Here is a 22,547-nt window from a genome sequence, read left to right on the forward strand (position 1 = left end):
TCGAGTGCTTTGTTTATGCTCTTTGCTTGATTATAAATCTTTAAACAATAGAGGATCATCCGGCTGGCATATCAAAGATGTCACAAAAGTGTAGGAATCTGCGATTGGCTGAACCAAGTCTTGTTTAAAATAAAAACTGATATTAATCAAAAAGAGCTCATCTACAGGAAACGGTGCGGTTGGGTTTTCCAACGCAATCTCATACGTTCTGTTCCCATAGAACGTGACTTCCATATTTTCTTCTTTTGCGACGAGGCGAACTTGCGGTCCGCCTTCCGTGTTGATCGTGCCGTCCACTTTACATTTCAGCGTGCCATTTACCTGTTTTTTTGCGATCATATTGAGCATTTCGGGCTTAGGGACAATCTCCACTTTGACTAGGAAATTTTTTCCTTCTTCATCATAATGCACCTCCAAGAGGTTGATTGCGGAGAGAACCGCTCTTGCTGACAACGTCATCATTTGTTCCGACTCTTGCTGTTTAGGCACGGAAGAGGACGACATCACCACTTCTTCGGATGTCTCCTCGGACTTTGCTTCCGCAGAAGCAATCGCCTGCGATGTGTTGTCTTCATTCTGACGTTTTTCGGTTTTCGATAACATTCCTTTTGCGAGAAAAACACCGACAAGAACAACAATGACGATGAGAAAAAGATAATGTATTGGAAGTTTTTTTTCATTCCTCATTCCTCTTGCCCCCTCTCTTCAAAAATTCTTCCTCTTGCTTGGTCTGAACGACACTCCCCAAAGATTGCTATCTCCCTCTCTTGTTTTGTTATGGCCGTAAGGAAGTAATCGGTACAACATAAATCCCCGTCTTGGGATCCTTGATTACCGCTTCGCCATGACCGACAAGCACACATAGATACGCCGGCTTTTTCTTGACATTCTCTTGAAAGCGACAAAGGCTTTCTATTGCTTCCTGAACGCTGCCATCGCTAAGCTTAATTTCAAATGCAGAATAGCGACCGTCTTTAAATTCAATAATTGCATCCACTTCATCGCCGGAGATATTATCCCGAAAATGATACAACCGCCCGTCCAGATATTGGGCATAGATTCGCAAGTCTCTTTCCACCAATGCTTCAAAAAGCAAGCCGAAGGTTTCATGATCATACAATAATTTCTCTACCGTTAAGTGCAAACTTGCACAGCATAACGAAGGGTCAACCAGGTGCCGTTTCGCTGTTTTCCCGACTCTTGCAGAGGAACGATAGTTGACGGAAAAAGCCTCCTGATTTGCGATAAGAAAGAGGCTGTCTAAAACGCCCAAATAATCCGATAGCGTCGTTCTGCTTTCAATGAGTGCTTCCTGATTTTCGACCTCTTCAATATCTTTGATGAGTGTATTTATACCCGCAATGGTGGATTCATTTCGCGAAAGGGAACGAAGTAGCATACGCATCTTCTCCGGACTTCTCTCTTTCGTTTGACGCTCATGCATGTCTGTTTCGAGAATAGCAGAAAGATAGCTTTCCGGAATGATTCCGATGTCTTCTTTAGCTACCGTTAAATTTTCCGGCCATCCTCCACGAACGATGTAATGCGCCAATTCATCCAGTTCAACCTTACGTACATAACCTTCTTGAACGTGTCCTTCCAACATTTCAGAAAGGGAAGCTTCTCCTGTTGATTCTCCTGACTCATAGAGGCTCATCGGATCCATGCGAAGCGATGCGATTCTTCCGGTTCCGGAATGAAAGACCTCATCTTCCCCCTCATCTGTATGCAATGTAGTCGAACCGGTTAAAATAAATTTTCCTTTTCCATGGTCTCTATCGCATTCATGGCGCACAGCATCCCAAATCGAAGGAACCACTTGCCATTCATCAATCAGCTGCGGAAATTTTCCGGTAAAAATGTATTTTGGATCCACCTTTGCCAAATTGCGCTGGCTTTTTTCGGTCATAAAGGTAACGCTTTGTGCATGATGTAGGCCGGTCCATGTTTTCCCGCACCATTTCGGGCCCTCGAGACAGAGAGCACCGAACACCCGTAAGTATTTCTCCATCTTCTTATCGATTAAGCGCGGAATGTAGTTTTCTTTAGTCAGCGGCACGCAATCACCCCCTATTCATCATTAGCGTATCACGTCACTGGTCACTTTTCAATCATTTCGCTAGTCACTTTTCAGTCGTTTCGCTGGTCACTTTTCAGTCTTTTCACTGGTCACTTTTCAGTCGTTTCACTGGTCACTTTTCAATCGTTTTGTTAAGACACAGAAAAAGACCGAAGCTTGGATTCGCTCCGGTCTTTCTTCTACTCTTTCAACTTTACTTATTCGCGCTCATTGAGCAGTTCCAAAAACGCCAGCATTTTCTGTGCTTCTTCCGTACGGTTGGTTTGTTGCGCCAGCGCTTCCCTCACCCAACGCTCAGCCTGCTTGAAATCCGTCGCCACACCGCGACCTTCGATCAAATCGTAGGCCACTTCCATCATCGCATTGGGATCACCGTTGTCCGCGCGTTTCATATCCGTCTGCACCTCAAGATTAGTGGTCAACGGAGCAAAAAAGCCGTCGACATCCTCACCGAAAGGCGAAATGGCCATTTTCATAATTTCAAACGCACGTTCGTCCGTCCACGTGGAAAAGTCCTTCTCCTCGGGCGAAAGCAGATCCGCTGACAGCAGTTGATCACATGCCGTCTGATAGATATGCTGCGTCATCCAAAGCATATCGATCTGCTCTTCTGTCATATCATAGTGCTTGGTTAAACTGGACAGCGCTCCGCTGATACTCGGATCGCGCTCCAGGCCGGTATACGGCTGGCGAAACACCAGATAAAAAAGCGCACGAAAACCGAGGCCGGAAAGATCCGGACCTTCTTCCCCCGGCAAAAGCTGCACGTCTTTCGCGTCCTGCTCTTCCTTGAGAATGGAAAGAATATAATGTTCCGCTTCCTTATCGTCCATATCATCCCCGATAGCTCCGCTCAGTGCACGGCAAAGCACCGGTTGCACAGCGAGCACACAGGCATCATGGATCAATTGGGGAAAAGTATAGGTAATCAACGTTTGCTCCTTTTGTTCAGAGAATGCATGGAGATGATTGTTCCTTGCACTTCAACTCACACTGAGACCGGGGTTAAGCTACGCCAAACCCATAGACGGATTATTCGACCGTCACACTCTTGGCCAGGTTTCGCGGCTTATCCACATCCAATCCGCGCAGCGTGGATTCATAGTACGCTAAAAGCTGCATCGGCAAAACCGAGAGGCTGTTCGCCCACAGTGGATGAATGGCCGGAATGGTGATCACCTGCCCTACATCCTCAAAGCCTTCCATTCCCTCCATAATCAAGGTGGTGACGTCTCCGCCGCGCGTCTTTACTTCCAACAGATTGGATCGCGTTTTTTCCATTAGATCGGTCTGCGTGGCAATACCGATTACAGGCGTTCCGTCTTCAATGAGGCTGATGGTACCGTGTTTCAATTCTCCTGCGGCATATGCTTCGGAATGCAGATACGATACTTCTTTGAGCTTTAGGCTCGCTTCCAAGCAGCCGGCATAATCCACGCCGCGGCCGACAAAGAACATATGCTCCTTATCGAGGAAACGCTCCGCCGCCTTACGATACGATTCTTCTTCACGCAATATCGCATCCATTTTACGCGGAAGCGTCTTCAATTCGCCGATCAGTTCCTGTGCCTTTTCTTCGGTTAAGCGCTTATGATGCAGGGCCAAATCCAGTGCAAACAAATCCATCACCAACAGCTGACAACTGTAGGCTTTCGTCGTGGCAACCGCAATCTCCGGACCGGCCACCGTATAGATGACACGCTCGGCTTCACGCGCAATCGAGGAGCCGACCACATTGACGATGGCCAATGTGGAAGCACCCAGCGCCTGTGCTTCGCGCAAAGCGGCCAGCGAATCGGCGGTTTCCCCGGATTGGGAAATGATGATAACCAAATCTTTATCCGACAGGATGGGATGACGATAACGAAATTCTGAAGCGATATCTGTTTCTACCGGAATACGGGCGAGCGATTCCACCACATACTTGGACACACAGGCCACGTGATACGCCGAACCGCAGGCAACAATATGGATGCGATTGAAAGAATCGTAAAAATCGGGCGTCAGCTTTGCGCCTTCAAAGCGGATCCAACCGTTAAGATCCACAAAATGGCGCAGTGCATTGGCGATCACCACCGGCTGCTCATGAATTTCTTTGAGCATAAAATGGTCATATCCGCCTTTCTCCGCCGCCGCAACATCCCAATCAATGTGTTGTTTCGGCACGGTAACGACATGTCCCTCAGCATCAAAAAAGGTTATGCCTTCACGTGTTAACCGCGCAATCTGGTCATCTTCCATGTAATATACATCACGAGTGTGTTTCAAAATGGCCGGCACGTCGGACGCCAAGAAACTTGCGCCTTCTCTTACCCCCAAAATCATGGGCGAATTTTTGCGCATGACCCAAATTTCACCCGGACGATCCTGAAACAAAATAGCCAGCGCATACGAGCCGTGAATGTGTGCCTTGGCCGCTTTCAACGCCTCTAAGGGGTCGGCTTTTTCGCCATAATAATAATCGATCAGCTTAATGCAGACCTCGGTATCCGTTTCGGAATAGAACGTATAACCCTTCTCGGTCAGTTCTTTTTTGATTTCTTTGAAATTCTCAATAATGCCGTTGTGCACCCCGACAACGCGATCGTCTGCGGAATAATGCGGATGGGCATTGTTGCGCGTAGATTCCCCATGCGTCGCCCAACGCGTATGGCCGATGCCCTCGGTTCCCGAAGGCTTTTCCTCCGCGATACGCTTTTCCAAATTGACCAGGCGTCCTTTTTCTTTGATCACATCAAAAGCGCCGGCATCATTGCGTATGGCGACACCCGCTGAATCATATCCGCGATATTCCAACTTTTTTAATCCGTCCATCAGTACGTCGACGGCGGATGCTTTTCCGACATAACCTACAATGCCACACATAGTTTCCTCCTGAAAAAGATGCTCTGCACCTTCGCTTGCATTTTATCATACTTGACGAATGTCACATAGATGCCCGTCGTCGTGAAGATGCCATACTGCGGTAATTGCCAGCATCTCCTCTGCCAGCTCATCTCCTCCCAGAACGTGATCACAGACGACGAGAGCGGAAAACCGGTCACTTCGCCGGACAATTTCCTCCGCTGTCTTTCTGCGCAACGCTTCATCCAGACCGACGAACGGTTCGTCCAGCAACAGCAGAGCCCCCGATGACAGCAATGCGCGCAGCAGTGCCAGTCGACGTTTCATTCCGCCGGAAAGCGTGGAAACCGGCTGTTCCGCTGCATCTAAAAGGGCAAGCGACGAAAGTCCTTCCTCAATTGTCATCTCATCGAGGCCGACAAAGCGCAGATTTTCTCGCACACTATGCCCTTCCAACAGACGGTTTTCCTGAAACAGAATACTGCATCGCGGCACGCTGCCGGACGAATAAACCACTTTTCCCTCATCCGGAGCCTTTGCTGCCGCCATGACACGCAGCAGCGTCGTTTTCCCGACGCCGGACGAACCGCGGATGTGTATGCGGTCATGCGTAAAAAGCGTTGCCGAGACGTCCTGTAATACCAGCTTTTGCGAAAAAGAAACGGACACCTTCTGCAACCGGACAAGGGGTGTTTTTTCTTCCTGTCCGAAGGAATTTCGGTTGTGTGCGGAAAGCGAAGTATCTTGTTGATCTTGCAAATCTCGTTTCCGACAAATCGGTCGAATGCGCATCAGGCGGTATGCCGCGCCGTTCCACAGAGCAAGCAACAACGTCGTATTCAGCAGACTAAGAAGAAGAATAATCACCGTCCAGGCAAAAAGCGCCGGCATGTCCAGCGTAATTTTGGATTGGAATAAGGCCTCCCCCAAACTGTGTCCGGAAAGTGCAATCATTTCGGCCGCTACACCGCCCTTCCAGGCAAGCCCGGAAGCAGTTCGCAACGCAGCACTCAGAAAAGGAAGAATCGAAGGCAATACGATCCCGCGGAGGCGACGTGAAAACGGCACATGAAACGCATCAGCCATTTCAACGAGCGAAGCATCCACCGCCTGTCTTCCCTCAACGGTATTCTGGTACACCAACGGAAAAACAAGCAGAAAAACAATGAAAAGAGATAAATGCGCGGAGGGAAGCAAAAACAGCGCAAAAACGACAAAAGAAGCCACCGGAATGGCGCGCATCATTTGCACGGGCAAAGCCAATAGCCGCGACAGCGCGGTGTGAATCGCCGCCATCCATCCCAGAAACACCCCCAATGCGGACCCAAGAAGGAAGCCGCCCAAGACGTGCAGCTGTGAGGTGGCGATCCGCGCAAAAAATGACGGATCAACCACCAAAGAGCCCAACGCGGCCAGCGTTTGTCCCGGCGAGGGCAAAATGAGCGGATTGTGGATGCCGTGGGCAACAACCGCCCATACGACAAGCCAAAATCCCCAAACCATTGTCCTCTTTATCGGCTCACGCATTTACCGCTGTCCTTCCGGGAGGAAGTAGAAGTCGTCCGCCGGCAGCGCTCCGCCGATCGCCTTCACATCCTGTTCGGCAAGAACGCGCAAATAGCCGCCCAATTTTTCCTTCATTTTCACACCCGTAATGGATACGAGATTGGCGTGTGGAATCGCCTTTTTTGCTACGGCTTCCGGCACGATGCCCAATTCGCTGATGATTTTCGCCGCTTCTTCCGGATTTTGCTTTACTTTGTCGACCGATCGCGTGACGTCTGCAAGGAGTTGAGCGATCGCATCGGGATGTTCGTTCACGATTTCACGCCGTGCAACCAGGACGCCCATTACCAGCGCAGAAGGCGCATCGCTTTCGTTTTGTGCAGCATCCCAGGCTTCGGTCAAATCTACCGCACGACGAAGGTCGGCGAGATTCGCCTCTGCTGACGAAACAAAGGGTTCCGGCAACAACGCCACGGCATCGGGGTTTTCCGCTAATGCAGCAACCACTTCGGCATGTTCACTCTTCCATTCAATGGATACCTCGTCCTCGTTTAGCCCGTTGGCTTCCAGAAGATAGCGCAGAGCATATTCCGGCGTCGCTCCTTTGCCTGAAGCAAGCACGGTTTTTCCCTTAAGATCCGTTATCGCGTGGACACGCTCCCCACGCTCCACCAGATACAACACGCCGAGCGTATTGATATTCAACACCTGAATGTTGCCTTCTGTCTTTGCGTAGAGCACGGCGGCCAGATTGGACGGTACAGCCGCCACATCGATTTCCTTTTTCACCAGCAACGGCACAATCTCTTCCGGTGAACCTAAAACACGACAATAGTAGGAATGCCGTTCTTGATCTCCGGACGATAACACGTAGGCCATGCCCATAGAGGTCGGGCCTTTCAGGGCGACAAGACGAAGCGGAGATTCCCCTGTAAGCGATTCATCCGCTTCACTGCTCTCCTGTACCGTCGTCTCTATGGAAGAACGCTCTTCTCCCGTACTTATTTTCTCTGTTTCCTGCTGCTTCGGTGCGCCACAGGCGCTGAACAACATCATACTTGCACAGAGCAACAGGATAGAACAAAAGCTCTTTACCACCGTCCTATTTCTTTCTCTCTTCATTCGTCTCTCCCTTTTTCTTCGCACGCGTACTAAGACGTAATGGCGCGTAGCACCTTTTTCTACGTTTTATTTCTCTTTCGGTCGCTCCTCCGCTTTACAGAAGGGGCGTTTTTTTCGTCCCTATTGTACCAGTTTTTCTGTCCTTGCTGCGCCAAGTCTATCTCTTTTGTACAGGCTGTGATAACATATTCCCAAAGAATAAAAGGCATCGTGTCTGTCGAATTCGTCGTTTGTTTTTCTTGTGGGAAAACGTCTCGGCAGGCTCACCCTGACAGCTCGGCGCATGACGGCGAGCGTACCCCTGTAGTCGAGGAGGAACAATGAAAGTCAAAATTTGTACCGGCACGCGTTGTGTCTTTTACGGTGCTGACAATATCTTGGACAATGTCACCGACTTAAAAGAAAGTTTATATGAATACCCCAGTGTTCCTGAAGGGGCGGATTTTGAAATCGAATTGTGCTCCTGCGACGGCACGTGCAAAACCTCAGAAAAACGGATTGCACCCGTCGTCACCATTGATGGGGAAAAAATGACAAAGGCAACCAGTCCTCAGGTGATGGAGCGCATTCTGGACGGTTTACAGGAGGAAGAATGAAATACAGTTACGTTGATGTCATCCGGCTTCGTCGTATGGCTTTTGCCAGCATTGCCCGCATGGCCTATAACGACGAAAACCTGCATGACCTGTATGAAGAAACGTTCCGGGCATTGCCGGGAGAAGTCGCACACTTCCGGGAAAACATCTTCCGCGAGCGTGCCGTCTATGGCGAACGTCTTCGCATGGCGCTTGGGCTGGATGCCCGCGCCGCGGATGTGACGGAATCCATCACGCAGGATATTGAAAAAGTCGATGTGGCAACGCGTGTTCACCATCCCCCGCTTGTTTCGGTCATCAAAATCGCTTGTGAAGCGTGTCCCGAACGGCACATTATGATCACGGACAACTGCCGCAAATGTCTGGCGCATCCGTGCAAGAACGCCTGCCCGAAAAACGCCATTTCCTTCGGTAAAACGAAGATGGTTATCGACCAGGACAAATGCATCAAATGTAAAAAATGTATAAAAGAATGTCCGTATAACGCCGTTCTGGAAACAGGACGTCCATGCGCACAAGCCTGTGGAGTCAAGGCGATCGGCTCGGATTATCTTGGTCGCGCAGAAATTGACGAAGAGAAATGCGTCAGCTGCGGTGCGTGCATTGCCTCCTGCCCGTTTGGAGCCATTGCGGACAAATCGCAGATTTATCAGGTCATCAAAGCGATGAAAAAGGATGCTCCTGTTTATGGCATCATTGCACCGTCCTTTACCGGCCAGTTCGGTTCGCTCACCAGTCCTGCACAGCTGCGGGAGGCCATTCGACAACTCGGTTTCGCCGATGTAGTGGAAGTCGGTCTCGGTGCCGATTTAACGACGATGAATGAAGCGAAAGAATTTTTACACAGCGTGCCGAATGAACAGCCTTTTATGGGGACCAGTTGCTGCTATTCCTGGAAACTCATGGTGCGCAAGAATTTTCCGGAACTGGATTCGCTGATTTCCGAGAGTTCCACGCCAATGATGTATACTGCGGAACAGATTAAAAAAGCGCATCCCGGCTGTAAAGTCGTATTTATCGGGCCCTGCCTGTCCAAAAAATTGGAAGGCCTGCAACCGGCTGTGCATGATCAGGTCGATTTTGTCATCACATTTGAAGAGCTCATGGGTATGTTTGTCGCCAAAGAAATTGAGCCTTCCTCCATTGAAACGGAAGAATCGTTTCACGATGCGTCGAAAACCGGACGCGGTTATGCCGTTGGTGGCGGTGTCGCCAAAGCAGTGGTTGCGCGCGCCAAAGAAATCGATCCGAACCGCGAAATTGAAGTGGAAGCGGTGGAAGGATTGGCGGATTGCGTGATGCTCATGCGCATGGCCAAAGCCGGCCGAAAGAACGGTATGTTGCTGGAAGGAATGGCCTGCGAAGCCGGCTGTATCGGCGGTCCCGGTGTCATCACTCCACGACATCGTGCACGAAAAGCAAATGCGCAATTTTCGGCCGAGTCCCCCTTTGCATCCCCTTGGGACAATACCAATATTCCGCAGGAAGATAAACCGGTCTAATCACCGCTTTTCTCTTGCGCAGAAAAAAGCCTTCCTTTACACCGGCTACTATCGACAAAGTGGAACCGCTGTGTTCCACTTTGAAGAAGTCGGTCTAAGGGAAGGTTTTTTGCATTACACGTTGTCCTACTGCGCCGAAGCGGCCGGTAACTGATACTTGGTGCGATAGAATTCAAAAGTAGCACGGAACGCATCGCTCGTCTTGTCGATGTGTGACTGATACTCATGCGCCAGATACTTCTGTGTCGTGTACTGAATGACGCTGATGCCGATGTTGGAACAGTGATCGGCAATACGTTCTAAACTGTTAAACATTTCGATGATGATCGGGCCGTTGATTGCGCTGCATTCCCCATTTTGCAAACGATCAATGTGACGATGGGACAACGTCTGGTTGATCTCATCAATGTATTCTTCTAATGGCTCAATTTGAATCGCTTTCTCATAGGAGAGGCTTTCCAGCGCAACATAGCTGTTCTGTACGATCTCTTTCACCGCTTCGGTATAGACCTTTAACTCCCGCTTCGCCAACAAGGAAAACTTCTGCGGCGATTCGACGCTTTTCAGCACTTGATCCGCAAGGTTGATGCCATAATCGCTCACGCGCTCAATATCGTTAAGCGAATACATCAGGGCCGTCAGCTTGTGCGCATCGCTATCGGACAGCGAAGCCTTTGAGATTTTTACACTGTAATCCTGTAAAGCATCTTCATAGCGATCGACCTGACGTTCCATCCACTCTATTTTTTCGTGTCGCTCCGGGGTATACTGCTCAATCAATAAGGCGGTCTCTTCAAATTCCTGAGCCGTCAGCTTCATCATCTGACACAAAACGGTATAGGCTTGCTGCACCGCAAAGTCCGGGCGGTCCAACAGACGCGGCTCGAGAAGGCGCAGATCCTGATCGATGGCATCCACTTCCACCGGCGCTTTTTTGTCCACAATGAGCTTTTTCGACAGCTTCACCAAATGGTCCGCAAAGGGATAGAGCATCACCGTTGTCGCAATGTTAAATGTCGTATGAATAATAGCAATATTTACCGCATTCACCGTGTCATTCAAAAATGTATAGTGCAAAAACGCATTGCCCAAATAGAATACGCAGAGAAACAATGCCGTACCAATCACGTTGAAAATCAAGTGAATGATCGCCGCTCGCTTCGCGTTCACCTCCGCACCGATACTGGAAAGAAGCGCAGTAATACATGTACCGATGTTCTGCCCCATGATAACGGGAATCGCCGTACCGAAGGTAATCGCACCGGTGGAAGAAAGGGCCTGTAAAATTCCCGTAAAGGCGGAGGAAGACTGAATCAGCGCAGTAATCCCAATACCCAAAAGTAATCCTAAAATCGGATTGGAGAAGAGCGCAACCACTTCAAAGAAGGCAGCGGAGCTTTGCAAAGGCTCCATGGCGCGCATCATGGTCTCCATACCGAACATCAATACAGCAAAGCCAAGAAACACGCCGGATTTTGCTTTTTTCGTTTCGTTTTTCGCCGTAAACAGAATAATGATGCCAATCATGGCAAGAATGGGAGAAAAGGAGCTGGGTTTAAGCATTTGAATGAGAAAACTGTCGCCACGCAAACCACTCAAACTAAGAATCCACGCGGTAATGGTCGTTCCGATATTCGCGCCCATGATGATGGAAACAGCCTGCTTTAATTTAAGCACCCCGGAGTTGACTAACGCCACCACCATGACGGTTGTCGCCGAAGAAGACTGGATGACGGCGGTTACGCCTGCACCGAGCAGCACGCCTTTGAGCTTGTTGGACACCAGCCGTTCCAACAGACTCTCCATTTTTCCGCCGGAAACAACGTTCAATCCGTCGCCTAATATCGACATGCCGAAGAGCAGCATGCTCAATCCGCCCAACAATTCTAAGTAATCAAATAGCGTCATGGTCCCGTCGTTCCTCTCGTGATTCCTCTCGGCTGTTTTGGATTCATTGAATCGGGCGGCCGCTTCTCGGTCAAGCCCACCTAATCATTGTACATGAAGTGAATAAAAAGTTCTCTGAAATTTAACGCATTCAAGCGAAATATTGGGATATTCCCTGCTGTACTCTACTTTTTTTCCGGTTAAAATAAAGCAGAACCGCGGGCTTGCCGACGGTTCTGCTTTTTGCTTCGTTCAAGGTGATTGTTTCATTGAATTTCACTTGTTAAGAAGATAGAAATGTCTATCTGTTAGAAACAACCCACTTTATGCTATCGCTTGTGCCTTGTTTTTCTTCCCGCCAAGATACTGCAACGCGAGCACAACACCAACCAGGCCGACACCGGCGATATCCGTCACAAGCCCCGGGTAAATCAGCAACAGGCCACCAATGACGGAGAGGATGCGCTGCCAAATGGCCATCTTGGTGTAGATAAATCCGGCAAGCCCGGCCGATACGCCAAAGAGACCGACAATCGAAGTCAACACGATCAGAATGATCTCCGGCAGTGTTGTATCAATAAAGAGCAGCGCAGGACTCATGACAAAGATGTACGGCACGATAAATGCCGCAATCGCCAGACGAGTGGCCGTAAAAGCAGTCTTCATCGGGTTGGAACGGGCAATCGCACTTCCGGCATATGCGGCAAGCGCAACCGGCGGAGTAATATCGGCGATGATACCGAAGTAGAAGACGAACATATTTGCAGCAATCGCATTGACGCCCATGCCGGAAACCAGAATCGGGGCACAAGTCGTCGCCATGATGATATAGTTCGCTGTCGTCGGAACACCCATGCCGAGGACAATGCAGGTCACCATGGTGAGTAACAATGCGATGATCAGCTTTCCGTTAGCCAGACCGACAATAGCGGAAATCAGCACCTGTCCGAGGCCGGTCATGGTGACGACACCGGCGATGATTCCTGCAACACCGCAGGCGATGGCAACAGAGATGGTGTTTTTCGTTCCATTTTCCAAAACATTAACGAAGCCCATCGGCGTCAGGCGTGTTTCTTTGCGGAACATGCTGACTACAATAGCGACGAGCGTAGCGATAACCGCCGAGCGCGCCATTGTAAAGCCGTTCATGACCATCCAAACGAGGACAACCAGCGGCAACAGCAGATACCCTTGTCTCAGTACCAATTTCCCGAATTTCGGAAGGTCTTCTTTCTTGAGCCCCTTCAGGCCGGTGCGAAGCGCTTCCAGATGGACGGCAATAAAGATGCCAAGAAAATACAGGAAAGCCGGAAGAATCGCCTTAACCGCAATATCCGCATACGGAACGCCAACCATTTCCGACATTAGAAACGCTGCTGCGCCCATGATCGGCGGCATAATCTGTCCACCGGTAGAAGCGGACGCCTCCACCGCACCGGCAAATTCACTACGATAGCCGGTTTTCTTCATCAGCGGGATCGTAACCGATCCGGTGGTCACGGTATTGGCAACGGATGAACCGGAAACCATACCGCAAAGGGCGGAAGAAATAACCGCAACTTTTGCCGGACCGCCTTTCGAAGCGCCGGCTATTGAGTTCGCAACCTGAATAAAGAAGTCAGATATGCCCGTACCTTCAAGGAAAGCACCAAATATAATGAAGAGCACAATGTAGGTCGAGCAGACACCGATCGGGGTGCCGATGACGCCTGTCGTGGTATAAAAGAGGTTGTACACAATCACGCGCAGCGCCTTACCCTGCGCAAATGAGTAAATGATAAAGAAGCCGGCAACAAAGAGAATCGGCAAGCCGACAACGCGTCGGCAGGCTTCCGCTAAAATAATAATGCCGATGATACCCAGAATGATTTCGGTCTGGTGGATACGGGTCGCCTGGTCAATGATCGCCTTAAAGTTAATGATGTAATAAAAGAAACTGCCCGCGCCCAAAAGCATCAAAATAATGTCATAAAAAGGCATATGGTTGACACGCGAAGTATCCCCTTTGCGCATCGGATACATTACAAAGGCAAATACGATGATGGTACCGAGAAATAAACAACGGCGAATGCGTTCATCCCAGTTGGCAAACAAATTCAGCCAGATCATGAAAAGGGCAAAAGCCGCCATGGTAAATTTAATAATCATTCCCGGCGTACCGGTCCAGATACGGGTGTTGGATTCACGATCATATTTTTTCATGATCTCTTCGACATCCGCCATTGTTCCGGTGCCGGTATCTTCTACTTCCGGCGTCTGGTCAGGCGTTTTTTTGATATCGTCTGTCATTGCCGTTTCTCCTTTCTTGTTGTCCGTAAGACAATGGGTTAAAGGAATAACGTTTTCCTTCTGCTGGCGAAACAAATCCGCCTTTTCCAAGTATGGTGATTCGAGCTCTATTTCTTTTCATAAGTAAAAACAACTGTCGCATTTCGTCCGCATAAGTCGCGTAGACTGACCTCTTTCCCTCCCACAGTGAGGATGTGATCGGAAACCGTTCCGACGATATAGGACAGGTGTTTCATTGGCGTGTGGATGTTGGAGATGACGATCTCCCCGTTTTCTCCGGTGGAGAGCGTTTCTCCCTCATTCAATTCCGTTTCCACTCCGGCGCCGAATTCCGCAAAGCGCGTCTCTTCGGCATAAATCATGTCGTCTTCAATGCGGTACATATCGCTGTATGGCTTTTGATTGACCGAATGAATAAAGGTTACGGTAAAGGTATCTCCTTCCGCTATCGGATACCGGGCAAAGACCTTGCCCGTCTTTCCGCTCCGCAGGACCAGCTCATGTCCTGCGGAAGCGAAATACCCGACGAGAAGGAAGGCGACGGCAACGACAAACGCGAGAACCGCCGCCCAAAAAACATTTTTATGGCGTGAAGTCATCGATTATTTCATGACGCCAATTTCTTTGAAGTATTTCTCAGCGCCCGGATGGAACGGTACAGAGATGGCTTCAACGGCATAGTTCGGATCCAGCAATTTGCCCTTCGCATGGGATTCGCCAATCATATCTTTGTTGTCGAAAATACCCTTGACCAGGTTGTAAACAGCATCTTCCGGAAGATCATTGCGGCAGATGATGGTCGCTTTAACGGCAACCGTCTGCACATCTGCGTCAACACCTTTGTAGGTGTTTGCCGGAATGGAGATGTCCGAATAGAACGGGAAGTCTTTCTTCAGCTGATCAGCATGTTCTTGGTCTACGGACAGAATGGAAATGTCATTCGTGGTGGCTAACTCGGTAATGGCAGTCGTCGGAGCACCGGCAACGCAGAAGAAAGCATCAATTTTGCCGTCTTTTAAGGCTTCCGCGGAGTCACCGAAGGACAGGTTATGCTTCGTGATGTCTTTATTGATGTCAATGCCGTACGCAGCGAGGATCTGCGTTGCGTTGAACTCAACGCCCGATCCGGCATCACCGACAGAGACATTCTTTCCTTTGAGGTCCGCAACCGAGGTCAAGCCCTTGGCACCGACGATCTGGCAGGTTTCCGGATACAACGCAGCAACAGCCGAAAAGCTCGTGATTGCGCCGTCTTCTTTGAAGAGGCTCTCGCCCTTCATCGCATAATCCATAACGTCGTTTTGCACAAAGCCGATTTGGGCTTCGTTGTCATCCAACGAGAAGATGTTCGCTTTGGATGCGCCGGTTGACTGAACGGTCAATTTGACGTTCGGGACTTTTTCGCTGAACACGTTGGCAATGACGCCGCCGTAGGCATAGTACGTACCCGTGGATCCGCCGGTAGCAAAGTTCCAGTTGACTGCTTCACCAGTCGGTGCCGCCTTCGATTCCTCCATTGAGGATTCCGTACCTGCGGATTCTGCCGGTTTGGATTCTGCCGGTTTATCTCCGCCGCCGCAAGCAGTCAACGAAATCGCCAGGGCTAAAGTAAGTAAGATACTGAGTGTCTTTTTCATTAGGGTCTCCTTTCAATACTGTCTAAACAATAGACAGCTGCTGAGGACTCGGTCCTCTTCTACTCCTTTATTCATTTCCGATCAACAGTTTTCCCAATAGCGGCTGAGCTGTACCGCAGGAACTGTTTTTTGTATAGTAGTCCTTACTCGTAACTAAGAATGATATCGTTTTCTCTTATGCGCAACCCCGGATAGGGCTGCCCACATTTCGCGAACATTACGTGGTCGAAAAAACGGAGTTCATCGTAAACAATGGCACATTCGTTTAGCCGAACATATTCAGCAGTAAGCCTGCTGCAACCGCCGATCCGATAACGCCGGCCACGTTCGGTCCCATGGCGTGCATGAGAAGGAAATTCGAGGGATCTTCTTTCTGCCCCACCTTTTGAACGACACGTGCAGCCATCGGAACAGCGGATACGCCCGCAGCGCCGATCAACGGGTTAATCTTTCCACCCGAAAGTTTACACATGATCTTGCCGAAAAGCACGCCGCCGGCCGTACCGATAGCAAAGGCTACAAGGCCCATAGCTAAAATACCCAGCGTCTGCGGTGTGAGAAAGTTTTCCGCGCGTGCGGTCGCACCGACCGTCGTACCTAAGAGAATCGTAACGGTGTACATGATGGTATCTTTAGCAGCCGTGACCAAATGTGGTACGACGCCGACTTCCTTGAACAGGTTGCCAAGCATCAGCATACCGATCAGCGGCCCCGCGGCGGGAACGATGAGCGTAACGACAATCGTTACGATAATCGGAAAGAGAATTTTCTCTCGTTTGGAAACCGGACGAAGCGTCGTCATCTTGATACGACGCTCTTCTTTCGTCGTCAGCGCCTTCATAATTGGCGGCTGAATGACCGGAACGAGCGCCATATAAGAATAGGCGGCAATCGCAATCGCGCCCAACAGATGAGGAGCCATGCGGCTGGTCAGGTACAATGCGGTCGGTCCATCCGCACCGCCGATGATGCCGATAGAACCCGCTTCCTGTGGATTAAAGCCCAACAGGATCGCGCCGGTAAAAGCGAAGAAAATACCCAGCTGTGCCGCAGCGCCCAAAAGTAAACTCTTGGGGTTCGCAATCAACGGAGAAAAATCCGTTGAAGCACCGACACCCAAGAAAATAAGCGGTGGATAAATACCTAAATGAACACCTTCATAAAGGAGATTCAACAGTCCTCCCTGATCCATCAATCCGGCCAGCGGCAGGTTCGCCAGCAACATACCGAACGAAATAGGAATGAGAAGATATGGTTCATAGCCCTTGGCAATTGCCAAATAGAGAAATAGGCATGCAATACCGATCATGACGATCGAGCCAAAGTCAAGCGCCATAAACCCGCTGCTGTTGAAAAAAGATACAAGCATATCGATCATAGAAGATCTCCTTACTTTACTTCAACGAGTAGAGCGCCTCACCGGTGTCAACGGTTTGTCCCTCCGTGACATAAATGGTGCCAATCACACCGTCACGCGGTGCGACAATTTCATTTTCCATCTTCATCGCTTCGAGGATGATCACGGTATCACCTGCGGCAACCTCGTCACCTTCATTGGCAACGATCTTCCAAATGTTGCCCTGCAGCGGAGCTTCCTGATCTTCGCCATCGCCGGCAACGTGCGGTTTCTTCTCTTCGACCGGCTTCGCTTCTGCAGCGGGTGCCGGCTTCGGTGTCTGCGGTGCGGCCGGAGCAGCGGGCGCTACAGGGGCAACCGGAGCAACCGGAGCAAACGCCTGCGGTGCACGATAAACCGGACTTCCGGCGGCGCCAACTTCTTCCAGCGTCACTTCGTAGGTCTTCCCCTCGACGGTGACATGATATGTTTTCTGCATAAATTTCTCCTTCCATAGTACCTGAATAAGTCCGTAGTACCTATAAGGTATTATCCATCAAAAAGCAAAAATCGTCCAGCAGCTATTTTCGCTTTGCCTTTGAATGCGCGTAAAGCGCAGCACCCAATGCACCCACATATTGAGACAGCGGAGAAGTGAATACCTCGTGCTCCAACTGATCCTGCAGGGCTTTTACGACCCCTTCGTTCTGTGCAACACCGCCGGTCATGACGACGCGGTCACGAATCCCGACACGGCGTGCCAACCCGACGACACGGGCGGTGATGGCATAGTGAATACCGTTGACAATATCTTCTTTCTTTTCACCAGTTGCCAGCTGACTGATCACCTCGGATTCGGCAAAAACCGTACAGGTGGAGCTGATCGCAATGCGTTTTGTGGATTTCTCGGCCAAGCCCGCCAAATCCGACACATCCACCTCCAAGATACCGGCCATGACATCCAAAAATCGTCCGGTGCCGGCGGCACATTTGTCGTTCATTTGAAAATTCACCATGGCGCCATTATCAATCTGAATCACCTTGACGTCCTGGCCACCGATGTCAATGACGGTGCGCACATCCGGAAACAGATAGTATGCCCCCTTGGCATGACAACTCAGCTCGCTCATCTGCGCATCCGCACGCGAAAACGTATTGCGCCCATATCCGGTCGCTAAAATATAATCGAGCTGATCGGCCGAAAGATTTGCGGCATTCAAAACGCCTTCAAACGCGCGATCCGGTCCTGACGTGCCTGTACCTACCGCCACCTTAAAGGTGCCGACAATTTCGTCGGCATCCTTTAAGATAACCGCTTTACAGGCCGAAGAACCGATATCAATTCCCATTGTATAGGTCACGGTATCTCCTTACTGTTTTTTGCCTATTCCTCAAGTAAAGGTTTACGCCATTTCATCTGCAATTACGTCGGCAAAGGCCTGTAACGCAGTCTTGGCCTGACCGAAGTCGCGCATCTGATGGTCGATACCAAGGCGAATATGACGAATATTCTGTTTGTCCAACTCCTGACGGAGCGACGGATATTCCATCTCTTCCGGATCGCAGAAGTTCTGCATAAAGACCACAACGCCTTGCGCATGATACTCACGAACCAGATCGGCGACATGTTCAGCGCGGCGATTTTCCGCCGAGGCTTCATCGTAAAGAAGAACCGAATAGTCCAAATCCGCAAACTGCTGTGCCAAAGCGCGCATCGGATCCCCTTCTTCGGGAGCATCCGTGCGGAAGCTGCGGCTTTCATGTGCCACATCGTCCATAGCGATCGCGATTTGGTTGTCATCTAAAATTTGCAGCAGATCGGGGTTGTCACAAATAATGCCGGACGTTACAACGCGTACGCCCTTCCAATCGGATTTCGGCAACGCTTCCAACTCATCATTCAGCGCTTTCAACGCTTCGGTGTATTCATCCTTCAGCATAAAATAGGAAGCTTTCAAGGCCGCACTGCGGTTGACCGCGGAAACGGCTTCGGGATGTTCCCCTGCCAATTTGACAAAGCGACGACGCTCGGCACGACTTTGGTTGTATACCTTAATCGCATTCTTGAGCGCTTCATCGGTGATCTTTCCACCGGCGATTTCTTCTAACTGTTCTTTGACGTTGAGGTACTGAGAAATGGTGTATTGGATGCCGTATTCCGGACGGCGATTTTGCGGATGCGCCAGGAAAATGGTCGGCATTTTGCCAAGTTTTGCCATCGAAACACGAATATTCTGGCTCATCGGACGCAGCGTATCGCAGAGGGTCGTCATGATGACGCCATCTAAATCATCCAACGTGCCGTCAAGCAGCATTTCCAAATCCAACTGAGCCAGTGAGCAATAGAAGGAAGCGCAATATTCTTTCGCTTCTTTGATATTCTTCTTATTCGTTCCCCACATGCCCATGGGAACCATACCGGCCGCAAAGACCAGTTCTTCCGGTGCATAGTACGGCATAACGCCGATTGCCTTTTTCCCCTGCGCTTTATAGGCCTTGAGCTGCTCGTCGGGATGATTGGCGACCTTGGCAAACGCTTCAAACTGTTGTTGCATGCTCATCTTAGTCCTCCTTCATCTTCGCACGACGATCGGCCATGGCTTCCACCAAGCCCTGAACACGGGTTTCATATTGCGCGGCGTTAAAGTTGCGCGGATCCGCCTGGTCACCGTCAAAAGCGACGCAAGGAATGCCCAGCTGCTCCGTCCAACGGCGCTGCATTTCCGGCATATAGCCCGACCACGGTTTGCAACTGCGGTTGTAATGCACAAGCGCGCCATCCACCTTATTATCGCGGCAAAGTTTGGCACGCCACTCAACGCCTTCCTCAAGGCAAACGCTGTTCGGCGCTTTGCAGTACGCAGCACACATGCTGTCCAAATCATCATAGACGAAACCGAATGCCGGTGCGTAAACAACGGCGGTGACGTTTAATCCATCCTTCTTTAACGGCTTAAAGAGGTCACGCAATGCCGGCCAGCACGGAATGCCTTCAAAGAGAATGCGATACTGTTCCTCAAACGGTGCCGTGGACTTTCCTTCCTGGCGATAGCGTTCCAGGTCAACCGCGAGTTGATTAAACGCTTCCGCCGTAGCTTTTTTGCCGCGTGCGGTGACGATGTCCGCCATATGATTGAACAGGTCGAATCCGGACATCGGCGATGGCACATATTTCTGGAAATCGCAGACTTTCAGCCATGCCTGAGAGGTACGGTTGGCATTGGCGCAAACTTCCTCAAATTTCTTCTCGTCAAACTTTTTGCCCGAGATTTTTTCCAGCTGCTTAATGGCATCCTGGAACTGTGCTTTGATGTAGTCGATGTTGTCCTGAGAAACGCCGACTTCGTTACGGTACGGAATATCGATCATGATCAGTGGAATATTGTGCATGCGCGCAATATTCTCATACCATTTGGTCATGCAGTTGCAGATATTGTTGCAGCAAAGCACAAAATCCGGCTCCGGTACGCGACGACTCTCATTGGTCGTCTCAACGCCGGCGGAGTACGCCAAGCTGATGCGCGCATAACCGCAAATATCGTTGTCAAAGCCCATGTTTTCGGCTTCCTGGCACATACGCTCACCGTCATGGCGTGCGGCAATGCCCGCTGCCTGGTTTTCGGGATACACGACTGCCAAATCGAAAACTTCAGCTAATTCGCACGGAAACTTCGAAGAAGACCAACCTACCGGGCGGCCCGCTTTTTTCGCGTCCCACGCCGCCTGATAGACGTTCGTTACGATGTCCTGCAACATTTTAACGCCGGGCAATACCTCTTTTTTCTTCTTCGGTGCAGCCGGAGCAGCGTCCGTCTTCGGTGCCTCCGTTACGGCTTTATCCTGTACCGTGTCTTTTTGTTCCGTCACTGTAATCTCCTTTCCTCCATCGGGAGATCGCGCCGCACCGAATCGAATCCGGCGCGGCACGAACTTCCTTTATTTATTTCTGCAGCATATCAAAATCGCGAATGATGCGCGGAGTCATCATCTGATGCATCGGGGCGATCGACAGCGGATTCTGATAATAGCTCTCGGTAAATGCCTGAATGTACGAACGGAGGTGAACCATGTTGACCACTTCATCGACAAGTCCCAACTTCGCGCAATACTGCGGCGTCGATTTCTCCGTGTAATCATTGATTAGCTCATTCATCTTCTCAATCGTCGGATCAAGCGGGTTGCCTGCTTTCTGCTCTTTAACCAGGCGACGGCTGTACATCGCTGCAGCAGCAGTTTCACCGGTCATAACGTTCATCTCGGTCGCAGCTGTTCCCAGGGAGAAGACGTTCGACGTATGTCCCTGCGGACCGCCCATGACGTAGTGCGCCGCAGCGGTACCCTTGCGCAAGGTGATTTCGAGCGATGCCATATGCGTATCCTGAATGGAATAGATGAGCGACTGGCCTAAGCCCAAAAGCTCTGCGCGCTCCGCCGGATCGCCGACATCAATACCGGTCGTATCCTGAATCCAAACCAGCGGTACACGATCACGCGCACACAGCGTTACAAATTCGTTCATCTTGATCAGGCCCTGACGATACAGTTTCCCACCGATACCAACGGAGCCTTCCTTATACTCGGGATAGTTCATCAGCAAGCCCTGGTTATTGGTCACAACACCGACGAGCAAGCCGTTGACTTTGGCAAGGCCGCAGATGATTTCGGGGCCATAGCCTTTCTTAAACTCCATGAATTCCGAACCATCGAAGAGACGACCGAGCACGTCATCCGGCTTATATTGTTTCTTCTTATTCAGCGGAACGATGGAATAGAGATCTTCCGAGGAGTAAAGCGGTTCCTTCGGGTCGTCCACGCGGAAGAACTGGGGATCATAGCAAGGCAGGAAGCCCACATACTTGCGGATGCCCGCTAAAACGCCCTGTTCATCGGCATAGACTTCGCGGAAGAATCCCGTTTCGTTGTAATGAACCGCCACACGTCCCGGCGGTGTCGAGGTATCGCGCTTAGTCGCTTCAATCAGCTGCTCGGCGCTTTCCTGATCCATGTAGCCCTTCGGGTTCATGCCGCCCAAGATACCGGCGCCACCGACAGCCATGTTGGCATCCTGATGGGCAATTAGAATCGTCGGGCTGATGGAGTGATAGCCACCACCGGCCGGGTTGGTGCCGAAGATACCGACGATGACGGGAACGCCCAACTGGTTCAGTTCCGAATTGCGGTAGAACGGCGCGCCGCCGCCGCGACGGTTGGCATACACCAATTCCTGCTCATCCAGCTTGACGCCGGAGCAGTTGAGAACATAGACCAGCGGAATATGCAGCATCTTCGCGGTATCGGATGCGCGGATGAGGTTTTCGGACTGTCCCGGAACCCAAGCACCGGCCAACTTCTTGTTGTCGGATGCCACAATCACCGTCCAGCGACCGGCGATTTTGCCCAGTCCCTTGACAATACCGGTGGACCCATTTTTGTTGTTCATGGGATTGTAAAGGGAGTTCAGCGGCAGGAACATGCCGTCGTCCACCAAGGTCAGAATGCGCTCCCACGCGGTCATCTGGCCCGATTTATGAATGCCTTCATCCGGTTTTCCGGCATCGGCAGCTTCCTTCACGCGACGGGCAATATCCGCCTCAATATCTTTCAGTTCTTTTTCATTCTCCGGATTCGGACGATTCAACGGTCTGCCGACAGTCGGCATCGTCTGAAAATACCCGGGCATGGAATACATGTAATCGCTCATTGTTCCTCCATTTTTCACTACCGATTTTCGTTAGTTCGGCATTCGTT

At 50.5% G+C, this 22,547-nt stretch carries 18 protein-coding genes; 2 read left to right on the forward strand and 16 right to left on the reverse strand.

Annotation, left to right across the window (positions count from 1 at the left end):
* Positions 1-30: 30 nt before the first annotated feature.
* The 6 genes from BN3910_RS04755 to BN3910_RS04780 all read right to left on the reverse strand — a co-directional run bounded on the left by BN3910_RS04755 (position 31) and on the right by BN3910_RS04780 (position 7,552).
* A complete protein-coding gene (locus BN3910_RS04755) occupies positions 31-687 on the reverse strand; it encodes a hypothetical protein (protein WP_066924866.1) in 657 nt (218 codons plus the stop codon).
* An 88-nt stretch (positions 688-775) separates the two neighbouring features.
* Positions 776-2,059, reverse strand: a complete 1,284-nt coding sequence (locus tag BN3910_RS04760; protein ID WP_066924869.1) for an ATP-binding protein — start codon at positions 2,057-2,059, stop codon at positions 776-778.
* 218 nt (positions 2,060-2,277) lie between these two features.
* On the reverse strand, positions 2,278-3,012 hold the full coding sequence (locus BN3910_RS04765; RefSeq protein ID WP_066924871.1) for an SEL1-like repeat protein: 735 nt from the start codon (positions 3,010-3,012) through the stop codon (positions 2,278-2,280).
* Positions 3,013-3,112: 100 nt separating this feature from the next.
* Positions 3,113-4,945, reverse strand: coding sequence for a glutamine--fructose-6-phosphate transaminase (isomerizing) (gene glmS / locus BN3910_RS04770; protein WP_066924873.1), 1,833 nt, complete (start codon positions 4,943-4,945; stop codon positions 3,113-3,115).
* A gap of 45 nt (positions 4,946-4,990) precedes the next feature.
* Positions 4,991-6,451, reverse strand: a complete 1,461-nt coding sequence (locus tag BN3910_RS04775; RefSeq protein WP_082790311.1) for an ATP-binding cassette domain-containing protein — start codon at positions 6,449-6,451, stop codon at positions 4,991-4,993.
* Entirely contained in the window at positions 6,452-7,552 is a 1,101-nt protein-coding gene (locus BN3910_RS04780) for an ABC transporter substrate-binding protein (protein ID WP_075967992.1), read from the reverse strand.
* Between the two features lie 320 nt (positions 7,553-7,872).
* Here BN3910_RS04780 and BN3910_RS04785 point away from each other — a divergent pair, with 320 nt between their 5' ends.
* On the forward strand, positions 7,873-8,148 hold the full coding sequence (locus tag BN3910_RS04785; RefSeq protein ID WP_066924879.1) for an NAD(P)H-dependent oxidoreductase subunit E: 276 nt from the start codon (positions 7,873-7,875) through the stop codon (positions 8,146-8,148).
* Complete coding sequence (locus tag BN3910_RS04790; RefSeq protein ID WP_066924881.1) at positions 8,145-9,650, forward strand: 4Fe-4S dicluster domain-containing protein; 1,506 nt, start codon at positions 8,145-8,147, stop codon at positions 9,648-9,650. Before BN3910_RS04785 ends, BN3910_RS04790 begins: the two co-directional genes overlap by 4 nt.
* A 126-nt stretch (positions 9,651-9,776) precedes the next feature.
* Here BN3910_RS04790 and BN3910_RS04795 read toward each other — a convergent pair whose 3' ends face one another.
* The 10 genes from BN3910_RS04795 to BN3910_RS04840 form a co-directional block, all read right to left on the reverse strand.
* Entirely contained in the window at positions 9,777-11,558 is a 1,782-nt protein-coding gene (locus BN3910_RS04795; RefSeq protein ID WP_066924883.1) for a Na/Pi cotransporter family protein, read from the reverse strand.
* Between the two features lie 303 nt (positions 11,559-11,861).
* Entirely contained in the window at positions 11,862-13,826 is a 1,965-nt protein-coding gene (locus tag BN3910_RS04800) for a TRAP transporter permease (RefSeq protein WP_066926204.1), read from the reverse strand.
* Positions 13,827-13,933: 107 nt separating this feature from the next.
* Positions 13,934-14,425: a DUF1850 domain-containing protein gene (locus BN3910_RS04805; protein ID WP_066924885.1), complete on the reverse strand. Its 492-nt coding sequence runs from the start codon at positions 14,423-14,425 to the stop codon at positions 13,934-13,936.
* A 3-nt stretch (positions 14,426-14,428) separates the two neighbouring features.
* Positions 14,429-15,463: a TAXI family TRAP transporter solute-binding subunit gene (locus tag BN3910_RS04810; protein WP_066924887.1), complete on the reverse strand. Its 1,035-nt coding sequence runs from the start codon at positions 15,461-15,463 to the stop codon at positions 14,429-14,431.
* A 265-nt stretch (positions 15,464-15,728) separates the two neighbouring features.
* Positions 15,729-16,832 (reverse strand): sodium ion-translocating decarboxylase subunit beta, encoded by a 1,104-nt coding sequence (locus BN3910_RS04815; protein ID WP_231862195.1) that lies wholly within the window; start codon positions 16,830-16,832, stop codon positions 15,729-15,731.
* A 25-nt stretch (positions 16,833-16,857) separates the two neighbouring features.
* On the reverse strand, positions 16,858-17,298 hold the full coding sequence (locus BN3910_RS04820; RefSeq protein WP_066924891.1) for a biotin/lipoyl-containing protein: 441 nt from the start codon (positions 17,296-17,298) through the stop codon (positions 16,858-16,860).
* Positions 17,299-17,380: 82 nt separating this feature from the next.
* A complete protein-coding gene (locus tag BN3910_RS04825) occupies positions 17,381-18,160 on the reverse strand; it encodes an acyl-CoA dehydratase activase (RefSeq protein ID WP_269454182.1) in 780 nt (259 codons plus the stop codon).
* Positions 18,161-18,202: 42 nt separating this feature from the next.
* The gene (hgdB, locus tag BN3910_RS04830; protein WP_066924893.1) at positions 18,203-19,360 is read right to left on the reverse strand and encodes a (R)-2-hydroxyglutaryl-CoA dehydratase subunit beta; all 1,158 of its coding nucleotides are present in this window, start codon (positions 19,358-19,360) and stop codon (positions 18,203-18,205) included.
* A gap of 1 nt (position 19,361) precedes the next feature.
* Positions 19,362-20,666 (reverse strand): 2-hydroxyacyl-CoA dehydratase subunit D, encoded by a 1,305-nt coding sequence (locus BN3910_RS04835; RefSeq protein WP_066924895.1) that lies wholly within the window; start codon positions 20,664-20,666, stop codon positions 19,362-19,364.
* Between the two features lie 73 nt (positions 20,667-20,739).
* A complete protein-coding gene (locus BN3910_RS04840; RefSeq protein WP_066924897.1) occupies positions 20,740-22,500 on the reverse strand; it encodes an acyl-CoA carboxylase subunit beta in 1,761 nt (586 codons plus the stop codon).
* Positions 22,501-22,547: the final 47 nt, after the last annotated feature.

Source organism: Murdochiella massiliensis, from assembly GCF_900059565.1.
Taxonomy (GTDB): domain Bacteria; phylum Bacillota; class Clostridia; order Tissierellales; family Peptoniphilaceae; genus Murdochiella; species Murdochiella massiliensis.

Excerpts from the sequence above, each read along its gene's own strand:
- BN3910_RS04840 (WP_066924897.1), bottom strand. The coding sequence starts at position 22,500 with ATGAGCGATTACATGTATTCCATGCCCGGGTATTTTCAGACGATGCCG.
- BN3910_RS04810 (WP_066924887.1), bottom strand. The coding sequence starts at position 15,463 with ATGAAAAAGACACTCAGTATCTTACTTACTTTAGCCCTGGCGATTTCG.
- BN3910_RS04805 (WP_066924885.1), bottom strand. The coding sequence starts at position 14,425 with ATGACTTCACGCCATAAAAATGTTTTTTGGGCGGCGGTTCTCGCGTTT.
- hgdB (WP_066924893.1), bottom strand. The coding sequence starts at position 19,360 with ATGAGCATGCAACAACAGTTTGAAGCGTTTGCCAAGGTCGCCAATCAT.
- BN3910_RS04785 (WP_066924879.1), top strand. The coding sequence starts at position 7,873 with ATGAAAGTCAAAATTTGTACCGGCACGCGTTGTGTCTTTTACGGTGCT.
- glmS (WP_066924873.1), bottom strand. The coding sequence starts at position 4,945 with ATGTGTGGCATTGTAGGTTATGTCGGAAAAGCATCCGCCGTCGACGTA.
- BN3910_RS04775 (WP_082790311.1), bottom strand. The coding sequence starts at position 6,451 with ATGCGTGAGCCGATAAAGAGGACAATGGTTTGGGGATTTTGGCTTGTC.
- BN3910_RS04755 (WP_066924866.1), bottom strand. The coding sequence starts at position 687 with ATGAGGAATGAAAAAAAACTTCCAATACATTATCTTTTTCTCATCGTC.
- BN3910_RS04790 (WP_066924881.1), top strand. The coding sequence starts at position 8,145 with ATGAAATACAGTTACGTTGATGTCATCCGGCTTCGTCGTATGGCTTTT.
- BN3910_RS04800 (WP_066926204.1), bottom strand. The coding sequence starts at position 13,826 with ATGACAGACGATATCAAAAAAACGCCTGACCAGACGCCGGAAGTAGAA.
- BN3910_RS04820 (WP_066924891.1), bottom strand. The coding sequence starts at position 17,298 with ATGCAGAAAACATATCATGTCACCGTCGAGGGGAAGACCTACGAAGTG.
- BN3910_RS04795 (WP_066924883.1), bottom strand. The coding sequence starts at position 11,558 with ATGACGCTATTTGATTACTTAGAATTGTTGGGCGGATTGAGCATGCTG.
- BN3910_RS04815 (WP_231862195.1), bottom strand. The coding sequence starts at position 16,832 with ATGCTTGTATCTTTTTTCAACAGCAGCGGGTTTATGGCGCTTGACTTT.
- BN3910_RS04780 (WP_075967992.1), bottom strand. The coding sequence starts at position 7,552 with ATGAAGAGAGAAAGAAATAGGACGGTGGTAAAGAGCTTTTGTTCTATC.